At 37.3% G+C, this 14229-nt stretch carries 12 protein-coding genes, 2 pseudogenes and 1 riboswitch; of the genes and pseudogenes, 7 read left to right on the top strand and 7 right to left on the bottom strand.

The annotated features are described in order from the left end of the window. Nucleotides 1-406: 406 nt before the first annotated feature. Both QNH29_RS30085 and QNH29_RS30080 read left to right on the top strand, forming a co-directional pair. Nucleotides 407-1444 (top strand): annotated as a pseudogene (locus tag QNH29_RS30085) (CitMHS family transporter); the annotation flags it as partial. Between the two features lie 33 nt (nt 1445-1477). Next, nucleotides 1478-2281, top strand: a complete 804-nt coding sequence (locus QNH29_RS30080; protein ID WP_283862893.1) for a fumarylacetoacetate hydrolase family protein — start codon at nt 1478-1480, stop codon at nt 2279-2281. Between the two features lie 179 nt (nt 2282-2460). Here the strand turns inward: QNH29_RS30080 and QNH29_RS30075 are convergent, their stop codons facing one another. From QNH29_RS30075 to QNH29_RS30055, 5 genes are all read right to left on the bottom strand, one after another. Then, the gene (locus QNH29_RS30075) at nt 2461-3669 is read right to left on the bottom strand and encodes a SpoIIE family protein phosphatase (RefSeq protein ID WP_283862892.1); all 1209 of its coding nucleotides are present in this window, start codon (nt 3667-3669) and stop codon (nt 2461-2463) included. Next, the gene (locus QNH29_RS30070; protein WP_283862891.1) at nt 3669-4520 is read right to left on the bottom strand and encodes an alpha/beta fold hydrolase; all 852 of its coding nucleotides are present in this window, start codon (nt 4518-4520) and stop codon (nt 3669-3671) included. The genes QNH29_RS30075 and QNH29_RS30070 overlap by 1 nt, the downstream gene beginning before the upstream one ends. 199 nt (nt 4521-4719) lie before the next feature. Beyond that, entirely contained in the window at nt 4720-5340 is a 621-nt protein-coding gene (locus QNH29_RS30065) for a DUF2238 domain-containing protein (protein ID WP_283862890.1), read from the bottom strand. Between the two features lie 241 nt (nt 5341-5581). Continuing rightward, nucleotides 5582-6049: a DUF8821 family protein gene (locus QNH29_RS30060; protein WP_283862889.1), complete on the bottom strand. Its 468-nt coding sequence runs from the start codon at nt 6047-6049 to the stop codon at nt 5582-5584. Between the two features lie 19 nt (nt 6050-6068). Then, complete coding sequence (locus tag QNH29_RS30055) at nt 6069-6548, bottom strand: GyrI-like domain-containing protein (protein WP_283862888.1); 480 nt, start codon at nt 6546-6548, stop codon at nt 6069-6071. A 108-nt stretch (nt 6549-6656) separates the two neighbouring features. Between QNH29_RS30055 and QNH29_RS30050 the strand changes: the two genes are divergently transcribed. After that, the gene (locus tag QNH29_RS30050) at nt 6657-7619 is read left to right on the top strand and encodes a helix-turn-helix transcriptional regulator (RefSeq protein ID WP_283862887.1); all 963 of its coding nucleotides are present in this window, start codon (nt 6657-6659) and stop codon (nt 7617-7619) included. Nucleotides 7620-7849: 230 nt separating this feature from the next. Here the strand turns inward: QNH29_RS30050 and QNH29_RS30045 are convergent. After that, nucleotides 7850-8107, bottom strand: a pseudogene (locus QNH29_RS30045) (EthD family reductase); the annotation flags it as partial. Nucleotides 8108-8251: 144 nt separating this feature from the next. Beyond that, on the bottom strand, nt 8252-9370 hold the full coding sequence (locus QNH29_RS30040; RefSeq protein WP_283862885.1) for an oxygenase MpaB family protein: 1119 nt from the start codon (nt 9368-9370) through the stop codon (nt 8252-8254). Between the two features lie 303 nt (nt 9371-9673). On the opposite strand from QNH29_RS30040, the gene QNH29_RS30035 reads away from it, so the two are divergent. The 4 genes from QNH29_RS30035 to QNH29_RS30020 all read left to right on the top strand — a co-directional run bounded on the left by QNH29_RS30035 (nt 9674) and on the right by QNH29_RS30020 (nt 14195). After that, nucleotides 9674-10408: a GntR family transcriptional regulator gene (locus QNH29_RS30035; protein ID WP_283862884.1), complete on the top strand. Its 735-nt coding sequence runs from the start codon at nt 9674-9676 to the stop codon at nt 10406-10408. 305 nt (nt 10409-10713) lie between these two features. Further along, nucleotides 10714-11424, top strand: coding sequence for a purine-nucleoside phosphorylase (gene deoD / locus QNH29_RS30030; protein ID WP_283862883.1), 711 nt, complete (start codon nt 10714-10716; stop codon nt 11422-11424). A gap of 152 nt (nt 11425-11576) precedes the next feature. Next, entirely contained in the window at nt 11577-12953 is a 1377-nt protein-coding gene (locus QNH29_RS30025) for an MFS transporter (protein WP_481858852.1), read from the top strand. A 122-nt stretch (nt 12954-13075) separates the two neighbouring features. Beyond that, nucleotides 13076-13257: riboswitch (Lysine riboswitch) on the top strand. Between the two features lie 101 nt (nt 13258-13358). After that, nucleotides 13359-14195, top strand: a complete 837-nt coding sequence (locus QNH29_RS30020; RefSeq protein ID WP_283862881.1) for a transporter substrate-binding domain-containing protein — start codon at nt 13359-13361, stop codon at nt 14193-14195. Nucleotides 14196-14229: the final 34 nt, after the last annotated feature.

The raw sequence follows: 14229 nt of genomic DNA, 5'->3' as shown, positions 1-14229 counted from the left end.
CTTCTATCAATTTTCTCCGTCAAAGCTTGCTTCACAAATTTTAAATCCAAGTTTGAAGGAAGAAATTATCAATTGCTACAGACCAATCATAGTGCAATAATGAAAATAAATAAAATGCAAAATAAATATACTATCATATAAAAAACTATTATATGGAATATTTTGGAGATAAATAGTGAGTTGTTGTAATTGGGCATACTGTAAGGTTCTCTTAGTCAGAAGAACATATTGTTTTTACAAAACTGCTACTTAGACTGATACGTTGAACCCGTATCACAAATAGAAGCAGTTTTTCTAATTCTAGGGGTTAGGTGAGAAAATATTATGGATAATACTTTCCAAAACAAAAGGAAACTAGGATTATATCCAGTAGTGAAATTTAACTTAAAGCTAAAAATGATATCGTATAGTAACTGTTCTTATAGCGGCTGTTGCCCAATTAGATGGATCGGGCGCTTCTACGTTTTTAATAACAATTCCAGCTCTTCTTCCAGTTTATAATCGTTTGAAAATGAATCCATATTTGTTGCTTTTATTGGTAGCTGGAAGTGCAGGTATGATTAACATGCTTCCATGGGCTGGGCCTCTCGGGCGGACAGCTTCTGTTCTTGAAATGGATGTAACCGAATTATGGAAACCTCTTATTCCAATTCAAATTATAGGGTTAGTTATCATGTTAATTCTAGCCGTTTTCCTTGGTATGAGGGAAAAACGCCGCATTTTTAAAGAATATGGTTCTTTAGAAATTGCTGCTACAGCCGAATATGCATTAACTGAAAATGATATAAAAGATTTAGAAACCACTAACAAGGATAACAGCTTAGTTCGTCCCAAATTACTATGGATAAATGCTATTCTCGCTTTAGCAGTAATAGGTGTTCTTATTTCAGGTATTATTCCCGCAGGCTTGGCCTTTATGATGGGTGTGAGTCTAGCATTGCCAATAAATTATCCAAGTGTTAAGGAACAGATGGGAAGAATTCGAGAACATGCACCAAATGCCTTAACAATGGCATCTATTATCCTAGCAGCAGGTCTGTTTTTAGGAATCCTAGAAGGGACAGGAATGTTGACTGCGATTGCAAATGATATCGTAAGTATCCTTCCGGGAACGATTGCTCCTTATTTGCATATAATTGTTGGATTTTTAGGTGTACCATTTGATTTACTATTAAGTACAGATGCTTATTACTTTGCATTGTTACCCGTTGTCGAACAAATAGCAGCAGGATTTGGAGTCGATTCTGTATCGACAGCTTATTCAATGGTTATTGGCAATATTGTAGGTAAATTTGTCAGTCCTTTGGCTCCGGCAGTATGGCTGGCTCTAGGTTTATCTGGTTTGGAAATGGGACGTCACATACGCTACTCTCTATTTTGGCTGTGGGGAATAAGTCTTGTCTTAATAGCTATTGCTATACTTATGGGGATAATAAATGTTTAACTAAGTGTAATGAATAAAGAGGGTGTGTTTGGTATGACAGTGAAGTTATTGCAAAGAACGCAAACGATAGTTCGGTATCAAAATCAAAACGGTCAAGTATACTACGGGATTGTTGAAGATGGGGAAATTTTGCAACTAACCAGTACCTTTAACGAAATTATAAACGATGAGTTAAAATTTGATGGTATAAGAGCAAAAGTTGAAGATGTGAAAATATTGGAGCCTGTAAGACCACAAAAAGTGATTAACTTTGGCTGGACATATGCCGCACACGCACAAGAGACCGGGGGAAAGGCTAATCTCAAAGAACCCTTTTTGTTTTTAAAACCTACATCTTCCTTGATTCCTAACGAGGGGAAAATCATTCTTCCCTCTCTTAGTTTAACGAATCAGGTGGAAATGGAAGGTGAAGTGGCACTTATTATTGGGAAACGCGGGAAAAATATCAAGGAAAAAGAGGCATTGGATTATGTTTTTGGCTGTACAATATTTAATGATGTAACGGCTAGAGATCTGACAAAAACTGATCCTCAATTTACACGGGGCAAAGGTTTTGATACATTTGGACCACTGGGTCCATGGATTGTGACAGGTTTAGATCCAACTAATCTAAGAATCGTTACAACTTTAAACGGTAAAGTCGTACAAGATGGCAATACGAATCAGATGTCCCTTTCGATTCCTTACCTGATCAGTTGGATTTCACAGGTTATGACATTAGAGCCAGGGGATGTTTTAGCTACTGGTTCACCTTCTGGCAGTTGTCCTATGAAGTCAGGAGACGTGGTTTCTGTGGAAGTTGAGAATATCGGTAAACTGCGTAATTATGTAAAATAGAGTGCGTACGAAAAGGTTCTTGAACCAAATATTATAGAACGTAAAAAACCTACCTTTGGAGTATTCAGGTAGTTTTTTTAGCTTTTTATTATTATTTAAAAACCCCATTGGTTCTGAGTGAGAAGTATGAATATTTCACACGCGTAATCTTTTCTTTTGGTTAAGTAAATATGTAATTATTAATTTATGTCAATAAGAATAAAGGTTTGATCATCACTCTTATGGTCTAAATTTTTTTCATAATTTAGGCACTGTAAAATTTCCTCTTTCAGTTTAAATAAAGGTAATGAAATGGTTTTCCTTACTAACGGAGCTAGATAGTTTGAAATAAGAGGATCAACACCATCTGTATAAAGGAGTAGTCTGCCTCCCTTTTTGTAGGTAAAAGTATTTGTTTTAAATACAATACCCTCAAATGTTCCAAGTGGCGGGACTGTAGAACATAATTCATATTGTGTTCCGTCGGGGTTCTGCCATATAGCAGGTGGATGACCTGCATTGATATAATCGATTTTTTGTTTATCTGTATCAATTAAAAGATAAATGGCGGTGGAATAATGCCTAGCCTCCTCATTATTATGAAACAACTTGTGAAGGTGGCTATCCAATTCTCTCATTACTAGTTCAACTGCAAATCCTGCTGAGATTAATCTTTGAAACAGAGAATGAAGAGTCATTGTGATTAACGCTGAAGAAATACCATGACCCATCACATCAAGCAGAATGATTCCATAGCGATATTGGTCAATTTGATAGATCCCGTAGATATCACCGGATAATTCACCAGAGGCATTATAGAAAACTTCCATTTGAACTTTATCGTTGTTAATCGGGTGTGTTAAGGATATTTCCTGAATGATTCTAGCCAGTTCTAACTCTTTCTTTGTTTCTATTTTATATTTTTGATTTTGTTGGTTCAGTTCAAGTAATTCTTGTTTTTGGATCTCCAGCTTTTTTAGGGTAGTCTCTAATTCCTCGATTGCTTTATGTTTTGCTTTTAACGCTTCTTCGGTTTCCTTTTTTGCTAGAAGCAGTTCAGTTTCATACTCATTTCTTTTACGCATTGGGATAATAATACAATCCAATACCGTACTCTCTTTTACCCTCTTTTGGAGAGCATTAATAAGAACGGGAATCTCTTCTTCCTTACTTGTCTCTAGTGAAATATACATTTCCTCTACCCGATGTTCAAGTTTTACAAGCGGGAAAAAATAAAACTGTGAAAACAGACGGGCAGGGACAGTGAGGATAGAATTGACATGTTGTCCTATTAAGGAATCATGGCTGTAATTGAGTATCTTGAGCAACGTTTGATTCATTTCTAAAATAAAACCATCTTCTGACAGCGTGAGAAATCCACAAGGTGCATGATTTAACTGTTCGTCCATTAAAGATTAGCTCCTCTAGCAACTGGGCTGCCTTCTTCAGATACACAGGCTTCGTTCAGATATTGGGTGATTAGGCGAATAGTTTCCTCGGGATGGCTCATATGAGGACAATGTCCCGTTGCCTCCATTATTTTTAGCATACTAGTAGGAAGATACTGATGCATATACTCACCTACTGCTAATGGAGCAATAATATCATTAGAACACTGTAAAATAAGTGCTGGTACTGTTACTTTTTTTAAATCGGAGCGGTTATCGGCGAAAAAAGCTGCCTCTGCAAATTCACGTGCAATAATAGGGTCAGTGGAACAAAAACGTTCTTCCAGTTGAAGTTTAACCTCTGGCATCTCCGGATTATTGGTGGCCGCCTGAGCAAAAATATTTGCCCAGCCTATGTAATTTTTCTCCATCATATCAATCAAGCCTAAAAGCTCCTCTTTTTCAAAGCCGCCGTAATAATGCGGAGGATCATTTAGGTAGCATGGAGAAGGGCCAATCATAACGAGACGAGAGAAGTACTCAGGATGACTCAATGATGCTAGCATCCCAATCATGCTCCCCACAGAGTGGCCAACAAATATAGTATCTTTTAAATCTAGGGCTTTACAAACATCAAGTACATCTTGTGCGTAGCCTGCAAGACTACTGTATCGTTTTGAGTCATAAGCATGTATGTCTGAACGACCCAAACCTACGTAATCGAATAAAATGACTTGGTAATCTTTTTCGAATGCTTCCGTAACTGATTTCCAAACAGTTTGGTCACAGCCAAAGCCAGGAGCAAAAATGATTGATTGTTTACCTTTGCCTTTAATGTTCACATTATTCCGAAATAGAATTTCCTGATCCATCCTGATGCTCCTTTCTATTATTATATATATCTATCATATCACTTACATCCAAAAAATGGGGTTTTCTCTTGTAGTACTTATGACCTCACTTTAAAAAAGTGTTATCTTAGCATTTTAATAATTGTATACCAATTTAAAGAGTACAAGGCTCAAGACAAAACCGGTAAAGTTTTAATAAAAAAGCCTAGATACCAACTCATTATCTAGGCTTTTCCAATCCTTTATATAGAATCTTTGTGAAAAAAAGCGAAAGAATGGATCCTGCCAATAAAAATGTCATATCCAACTGGGCGTCCCATATGTCTCCTTGCATGCCTAAAAAATCTTTTGTCGCTTTCCCTTCTTTCCCTATTTTAGTACTTGCCCACTCGGTGATTTCGTAGAAAGCCCCAATTGCTAGTGTTATACATAGAGCAATAAAATTTGTTGTTTTACTTTTCAATAAAGCTGTTTTCCTTAATAAAATCTCTAGTATAACTATGACCATAGAACCCTTAAGGAAATGACCGAACCGATCATAGTGGTTTCTTTTTAAATCAAAATAATCTTTGATCCATGTAAAGAGAGGAACTTTGGAATAAGAATAATGCCCGCCTATAAACGTTAAAATGACGAGAAGGGTAATAAGACAATAGGAAACAGTGGTAAGGCGAAAATGATTGTATCTTGAGATCAAAATTATTAAAACTAATAATGAAGGTGAAACCTCCATCAACCAGACCTTATAACCTTCCTCAGGTTTAATCAGGGACCAAATAAGAATAAGCACAACAACAATTAACAAGAAAAAATGTATCGAATTAGCTTTTTTACGTATCACTCAAATCACTCCATCAGAAGACAAGATGAATATAGTATTTGTTAATATTAAAAAAATATAGACCACCTGATTTTTTTGGGTGTCATTTGCCAAATAATTTCAGAAAATTATGATGATAAGCTTTCCTACTACTAAATAAAAAACCTCATTTTAATTAGACACGGTGAACCGTATCTTAAGTAAATGAGGTTTACAAAAAATCAGCAGCACCTCCAATTTGTGAAGGGGTGCTGTTCTGTTATTAATATTCACCTTTAATTACAAAAAATGAGCCTCGAATGGTTCCAGCTAACTTTGACTTCTGCCTAGCAAACTTAAATTTCCCTTCTAACTCCTTTGGTACCTCCATCCCCTCAGAAAGTTTAAAACCAACAGCGCGCTTCGGCTTAGGGCCATCAAGCGTATACAAGACGTTAACTGAAAGGCCATCCTCATAAAAGACGTAAGTCCAATTGATATTTTCCACTTGAAAACGCGATGTTTCTAAAGGTTTTGCCGCAAACTCAATATCACGTTCTTCTTTTAAAACTCGCTTCACATAATCAAGGGTCTCGCATGACTCGCTTGCTGGTACAACGGTAAATTCATGCTTGTATTTGTTCATAAAGTAACGGGCTTCATTTGCACGCAACCCAGCAAGAGCTTCAGCTACGGGTGAGGATTCTAAACCGACCGTAGATACATTTTTGAAATCAACGATATAGGACATTTCCATCCCCCTTATCTATTTACTTCCTAACAACAGGAATCCACATTTCACCAAATACTAATCCGTTTCGTTGCCCCATTATAACCGCTGTATTTGGACCGCCAACATAGGCAAAATCCTTTGCTTCCGGCAGTACTTGTCCAAAGGCAATGCCAGTAACCAGATTACTCAACGCTTCATCTGTCTCTGCTTTCCCTTTTACAACTAGGTATTCTCCCTTAGGAAATTGAATCAATCTGGATGCCTCTGGTAATGAAGCCTCTGTCATGACGCCAGCATAATGCATCATCTTGTTATTCACTGCTTCATTCACTACAAAAATGTAGTCATTTGCGGCAACGGCTTTTAACTTGTCAAGCCTTCCATCTTGTTTAACGGCTTCCCAAAAGTCTGACTTTTCCTTGTTTATGCCAGTATAGTCTGTGTAATGACTCATAAGCTCAGTTCCAATACCTAAAACGGTAAAGCTATCTTTTTCTTCCAGTAAATAATCTGCCATATTCAATCCCATCCTTTTTTTAATTAATCAAATGATTTGTTTTTTCACTTGATGAGTTTATAATAGCCTTAAATCATGTCAAAAAGTGATACTGTTTAGGAGGTCCCGATGAAAAAAGTTGAACGGATTAATACTATCATGCGGTATATTAACAACCGTGCCCACTTTACAATTACTGAAATCATGCGGGAATTTAATATCTCTCGTTCGACTGCTATTAGAGATATCAGAGAAATTGAAGCAATGGGGATGCCGCTTGTCGCTGAAGTTGGAAGGGATGGGGGGTATTTTGTCATGAATAACTCTGTCCTGCCCACTGTTCGCTTTACCGATAATGAAGTCAAAGCTCTATTTATTGCGTTTATGGCCACACGAAATCTACAACTCCCTTATCTAAAGAGTCGTCAGTCTTTAGCTGAAAAATTACTGGGCCTCATTTCAGAAAATCAGCAAGATGACCTTGTTCTTTTAAATCAAATCTTGCTTTTTGAAGGGACCAACCCCAATAATCCCGATCTTCTTGAGCTTTCAGACCTCCCCCATCCCATGTTAGAAACACTCATCGAACTCCTTCTTGTGGACCGCTATTTATTAATTACGATCAAAGAAGAGAAGGTAATAAAGTCTTATCCCATTTATCTCTTGAACCTTTATCGTGACAAAAGCCTTTGGCTGATTGAAGGGTTTGACTTAAAGGAAGAAAATAAGCAGGTTTTCCCTGTAGACAATCTCACCAGTGTCACTTCGTACCCTGTGAAGAAAAGATTAAGTAAGAAGAAAATCTTAGAGAAACTAAGTATGCAGGAAGAAGTAAACAACCTTGTCATTGAACTTGGTCCAAAGGCGATTGCCCAGTTCAAAAAATACCATCCTTTAAAAGTTTCAATTTCATTTACAAGTCCTTACCAAAACACAGCCATTCTAAAGACTTTCATCAATGTTAATAATTATGAAGAAGTAACCGAAATAGCAAATTGGCTACTGTTCTTAGGCGGGGATCTCAAGGTAAGGGAAATGCCAGAGGAAATCTTAGAAGGTTTACAAGAGAAATTATTCCTATACTGTCCATGAACAGTCCCGGCTAAACTTCATTTATATGCGTTACGGTGAAATTGCACTGCTTTTTGTTTGAAAAATGGAATAGCCCAGTTCATATGAACTGGGCTATTTTCATCATTTATCCTGGCAGCTTAATCACAGAAAAACCTGTTTATTTGGTGAGTAATGTTTGGGGCAGCTCTCTTGCTTCTGAGGAAGAATCAAGTGAAAGAACCATATTAAAGGCTCTTAATACCATTATATCATTCTACAATCGCTACAACGGGCGGCTTATTCAAAAATGGCATAAGATTTACTACATCCTCTTGAGCCTTCTTGCCCTCTGGAGATGCTAGGCCCTCCCCGAGCTTTTGTTGGCTATCAAATTGGAGCTCTGTAACTAAAAAGAGATTCTCGCTTGTATTTTGAGTCTGTAATACACGGTGAACTTCTATCCCTGTTAAGTTTGGAATACCTTTCGCCAAAGGAATATGTACATTTTGATAGTATTGTTCAAATCCCTCTTGATTTTTAGTTGATCATACATAACAAGAACTTTTGCCATCCCTTAGTCCCCTTTCGTGAAACGGAAATTTTCTTCATTTAAATTATAAAGGGCAGAAGGATATACTAATATCAAAATAGTTCGACAAATACTTTTACTGTTATACTATTTTCTCTTCAATTCCCCAAACCTTCCGCAGTTCGGTGGGGATGAGAAATGGAGTATATTCATAATCGGTCATGGCAAGTGACTGGCGTTTAATTAATGCTAACCCTAGACGATTGACCATAGTTCCAAAAAAGCCTGTATAGTCAGAATCAAGCAAAAAACCCATTAACTCTTTGTATTTCATGAAGTTTTGCCAGTTAGAATTCGGCACTTCCATCCAGTCGGCAATTTCGTCCCCTACGGTTTCTCGGATTAAAGCAGGGATTATGGTGTCAAACATCTGACCGGGAATAAGACCAGCATGAAACTCAAGTAAAGCTCGGGTCATCTGGACCCCTTCAGGAGACGGTCCGTGATGTCTTTTTTTTATCATTTTCTCCAATTGAATGGCTTCTTCCATGGTTTTCGGGATGATATCCTTCCGGACCCCCAGCATGATTCCGACGATTTTCCAAAAGTACAGGTAATCTTCCGCCTGTTTTTCTGTTATTTTCATACCTAACTGGCGAAGCCCATTTATGATGACAATGGAAAAGGTTAATAGGGTACCAAGCAGATCCTCCTGACAGATGGGAATACCATTTTCTTTTTCATTCCATCTTCCCGTCTTTTGAACCAAATACCGAATGGCTGAGTGCATTAAACGGACTTTTTGAATGGCTTTAATTCCGTGTCCCTCAGGTTCAAGTCCGCCCGGTGCCATGACATGAAGAACAAATTGCCCTGTTTCTGCTATCCTGCGGTATGCATTTTGGCCTAAACGATAACTGAATGTAAGGACCTTCACACCTTTACGTGCAGCGTAACAATTCACTAGGGAACTTGTTGATAATAAGAAGGTGATGGCAATGCCGTGTTCCTGAAATAAGTCGGTTGCGTTTCTTATTCTTGCCAAGTCCACGCCTTCTGGGCAACAAGCTGTATCCTTGAGCCAAAATTCTATGGTATCAGGCAGCTCTTCCGGATACTCTTGGTCGTTGTGCATTAATTGCTTCAGCAAATCATTTACGGAGCCAACCTGACTGTTTTTGAACAATTCTTCAATGATTCTGTCAGGCGCTGGATCGCCTTCCATCCGTAACTTCTCCAAAAACTCGTCTGTATATAACATCTCTTTCCCCCTGTTACCATTCCCTGGTAGATTAAAAGACTTGAACCGTTATATATATATTCCTACTAATATGAAAACATGTTGGGTTGTAACCAAGTGGTGTCACGGCGTACTCTATCAATTTGATATCCGAGTTTAATGAGGCTGCCTGTTTTTTGGCCACTGCTAAAATGAGGTACAATCATTATTTCCATTATAGTCTAATTAAGGAGCGATAGTTGATTAATGAGCGGAAATTAGTTTATAGTTTATGTGTTATTAAAATTGAGTGGGCCAATAGTTTATTTAAAGGTGTGTAAGATAATGAGTATTAAACCCGAGGATTTTCAAAAAACCAAGCGGCCATTATTTGCAGTTGTTTATGATAAATTGTATAAACTTATTATGGATGGAACCTTTCCCCCTGACAGCAGGCTGCCGACAGAGCCGGAATTGGCTAAGCTTTTTGGCGTGAGTCGGATGACACTAAGGAATGCATTATCAAGATTACAGGAAGATGGATTGGTTAAAAATATCCATGGAAAAGGAAATTTTATTACAAAATTCCATCATAATAAAAACATGATTGGCCTAGAAAAGCTGGGAAACCCCTTATATAAATGCTTCACAGGCAACATTGATAATGTGGAACTCCATTTTCGAATTGAACTAATTAGTGATTACGCCAAGCAAGTTTTAAATCGGAATATGACCGCGGTTGTTGCCATTGAGCGTTGGTATAAAAGTAATGAACAAGCCGTAGCCTATGCTTTTACGATCATGGCAATTGAAGCAGTATCGGAATTAAATTTAGATTTACAAGATGAACAGCAATTATTAGATATGATAGACAAAAAAATATATGAGCTTGCAAATTCTGCAACCATTGAACTTAGGCGTTCCGATTCCATCCCATCACAAAAATATCAGATCCTCAACGAGGAAGATTGTGATTTACTAGTTGAAAGTGTATACATAAGTGATAAATATCCTGTTATTTATAATAAATACTATATACCGAAAGAGTCTAGCCAAATAACAATTAATGCAGTCAAATAGAGTCAATGGAAAAGGTAATTGTAAATAGGGTTTCTTTAAAGAGGTAGCAATTTCTCATCAAAATCAGTTGAGAAATTGCTTTTTTTTGTTACAAAAAAGACAAAATTTAATTAACAAGATAGTTGTGAACAAAATGATAGTATGCTATTCTTTTTATTGTTGTGTATGTATACAAGTTTTTATACAACTATACAATATTATTTAATTTTAGATCAATTTTATACAACACGATGAAAGCGGAAACAAGATAAAATCGCACAATAGGGTAAACTACCAACTAAACCGGATAAAAGGAGAGAATACAGATGAATAAAAAGGAAACTGCACATATCAAACCAAATGGAGTGGAGATTGCTGAAACGATACTTTTGCCAGGGGACCCATTAAGGGCGAAATTCATTGCTGAAACCTATTTGGAGGATGCAGTCCAATTCAATTCTGTCCGCAATATGTTTGGGTATACAGGGACCTATAAAGGAAAGAAAATATCGGTCATGGGGACGGGCATGGGTATGCCGAGTATGAGTCTTTATTCATGGGAGCTGATACATGTATTTGGTGTGAAAAACTTGATTCGCATTGGTACTTGTGGTGCGATGCAGGACCATATGAACCTATATGATATTGTTTTTGCCATGGGAGCTTCAACGGATTCACGTTACGTGCACCAATACAATCTTCCTGGGCAATTTTCTAACATTGCCTCTTTCTCATTATTGGAAAAAGCGAAAAAGGTAGCCGATGAAAAAGAATTTCCCGTTCATGTTGGAAATGTCCTGACAAGCGACATTTTTTATAATGCCGATGAAACAGCTGTGGAAAAGTGGCGCAAAATGGGGATTCTTTGTGCAGAAATGGAGACGGCTGGTCTTTATATGAATGCTGCTTATGCAGGAGTTAATGCCCTTACGATTCTAACCGTAAGTGATCATATGATTCGCCATGAAGAAACGACACCAGAAGAACGACAAGTTGCATTTACGAATATGATGGAAATCGCTTTGGAGCTAGCTTAAGCGATAACAACGAGGCATTTGAGCACGACTTGAGCAAAGGATTTCACTCAAAAGAGATGCTGTAAGTCGTGATCAAATGCCGGATTATTAGATATCGGATTGCCAAAAAAGAGAGGAAAACAGTCATGACTACATTAAGTGCAAATGCAAGTATGACAGAAACTCAGGAATATAGTGTGAAGAAAGCTGTACCTGTAATGCTTCTGTTATTTCTATTATGTTTAATAATTGATAATTCTTTTAAAATTATTTCGACTGATATGGCAAAGGATTTTCATATTTCTGCAACAACAGTAAGCTGGCAGGCAACTTTAGCCGGGCTGGTGATTGGAATTGGAGCAGTAGTTTACGCTGCTTTGGCGGATTCTATAAGCATTAGAAAGCTATTAAGTATCGGGATTATTTTAATTTGTGTTGGATCAGTGATGGGATATCTTTTTCAACATTCATTTTTACTAGTAGTTGTTTCACGAATCATCCAAACAGCAGGTTTGGCTTCAGCTGAAACTTTATATGTTATCTTCGTAACTAAACATTTGCCTGTACACGAACAAAAGAAGTTCTTAGGGTTAAGTACAAGCAGCTTTGCTTTATCACAGGTTATCGGTGCATTAACCGGGGGTTATGTTTCTACGTATTTACATTGGACAACTCTTTTTTTAGTCCCATTAGTAACTCTTTTCACCCTCCCGTTTATTTTACGATATCTTCCTAAGGAAGAGACGAAAAACAGTCATGTTGATGTAGCAGGATTATTTCTAGTTGCGGGAATTGCCGCCTCCCTGCTGCTATATATTACCGATTTCAATTGGGTTTATCTTCTAGCATTTATTGCGGCTGCTGCTTTATTTCTTGTTTATATCAATAAGAATTCAAAAGCATTCATAGGTATAGGATTTTTTCAAAATAGGCAGTTTATTTCTTTACTCGGAGTAGCTTTCGTGATTTACTCTGTGCAGTTAGCGTATATTTTTTTGTTTCCGTTTTTGCTTGAAAAGCTATATGGTTTAAAGCTGGATACGATTTCGCTATTACTGATTCCAGCTTATCTGCTGGCTGCAGTTGTAGGAGCGCTATCTGGGAAAATTGCAAAAGTACTTGGAAGCAGACAATGTATCACGATTGCGATGACTGGAATGATTGGCAGTTTATTGTTGGGCGGTTTCTTTGTAACAACCTCTGTCATTATCTTTGTAATATCAATGATTGTATTTTCAAGTTCGTTCGCGTTTATGTATGCCCCAATGTTGGATTCCTGTATTGGCACAATTGATAAAGATAAAACGGGAACTGCCATAGGATTTTATAATTTAACGTTAAATGTTGCTATGTCAATTGGAATTGCCTATACAGCGGCGATGATGGATCATTCCGCAATGCGTTCAAATATCTTGGGGATTTTAAACCGTCCTGAGGCAACCATGTATAGTAATATTCTTTTTGTTCTCGTACTTATAACCGCTTTCAGCTTATTTCTCTACTGGATTTTGGTTGGAAGAAGAGTAAATGTGACTTCACCAGATTTGTAAAAATGGCTTTAGGTAACGTACTAACAATAGTTTGGTAGAATTTGTTTTTAATAACTAGTTGACGAATTTCGACAAAATGCTGTAGTATATTAATATAATTTAATAAGACCTCACTTTTTTAACAGTGAGGTAGAGGCGCGATATTTAACAGTCTTTAGTGGAGTTTGAGAGGCAATGATGCTAAGGAGAAGGAAATGTCGCCGAAGTTTGTAATATTCTCAGTATTACATGCTGGGTCTGTAGTTAAGAGCTGCAGGACTGTCTCAATAAACTCTCCGGTTTATTGAGTTGTGCTATCTCATTTGGGATAAAAGAGGGGACTTTAGGGCAGCTAAGAATAATGCGACCTGAGTTTATCTCAGGTCGCTTTTTGTCGTAATTATAAAAAACAGGAGGAAAAACATCATGAAGAATAAGTTTACTATTTTTATATTATTGTTAGTTTCAACGATGCTTTTATTGGCAGGATGCGGGACTAGTAAAAGTTCTGGATCTGAATCATCAGAGGATAATACTTTTAAGGTAGGTCTTGAAGCAGGTTATGCTCCTTTTAACTGGACTCAAAACGATGATTCCAACGGTGGTGTTAAAATAAATGGCTCTTCAGAATATGCAGGCGGATATGATGTGGAGATTGCAAAGAAAGTGGCTGAGGGCTTAGGAAAAGAATTAGTTATTGTCAAAACAGAGTGGGATGGACTTGTACCAGCGCTAACATCAGGAAAAATTGACGCGATTATCGCTGGGATGTCACCGACAGCTGAACGTAAAGAAACGATTGATTTCTCGGACACTTACTATACTTCAAATTTAGTAATGGTTGTAAAAAAAGGCAGCAAATATGAAAATGCCACTTCTATCCAAGATTTCAAAGGAGCAAAAGTGACAGCTCAATTAAACACCTTCCACTATTCAGTTATTGATCAAATCAAAGGTGTAGACAAGAAAACAGCGATGGACAACTTCCCAGCAATGAGGGTAGCTCTTGAATCAGGAATGATTGATGGATATGTTTCTGAGCGTCCGGAAGGTGTCAGTGCATCAGCTGCTAATGAAAACTATGTAATGGTTGAATTCGAAGAAGGATTTAAAACTTCAGCAGATGATACAGCAATTGCGGTCGGGCTTGAAAAAGGCAGTGACCTTACTAAAAAAATCAATGATATTTTAAAAGGTATTTCAGAGGAAGAACGTACAAGCATTATGGATAATGCTATTAAAAATCAACCAGCAGCAGAATAATAGTGAGAAACCGGCTGTATAAAATCATACAGTC

It is taken from the genome of Neobacillus sp. DY30 (assembly GCF_030123065.1).
GTDB lineage: Bacteria > Bacillota > Bacilli > Bacillales > Cytobacillaceae > Neobacillus.
Note: the sequence above shows the minus strand (reverse complement) of the source record. Positions and strands in the feature narration are given on the sequence as shown.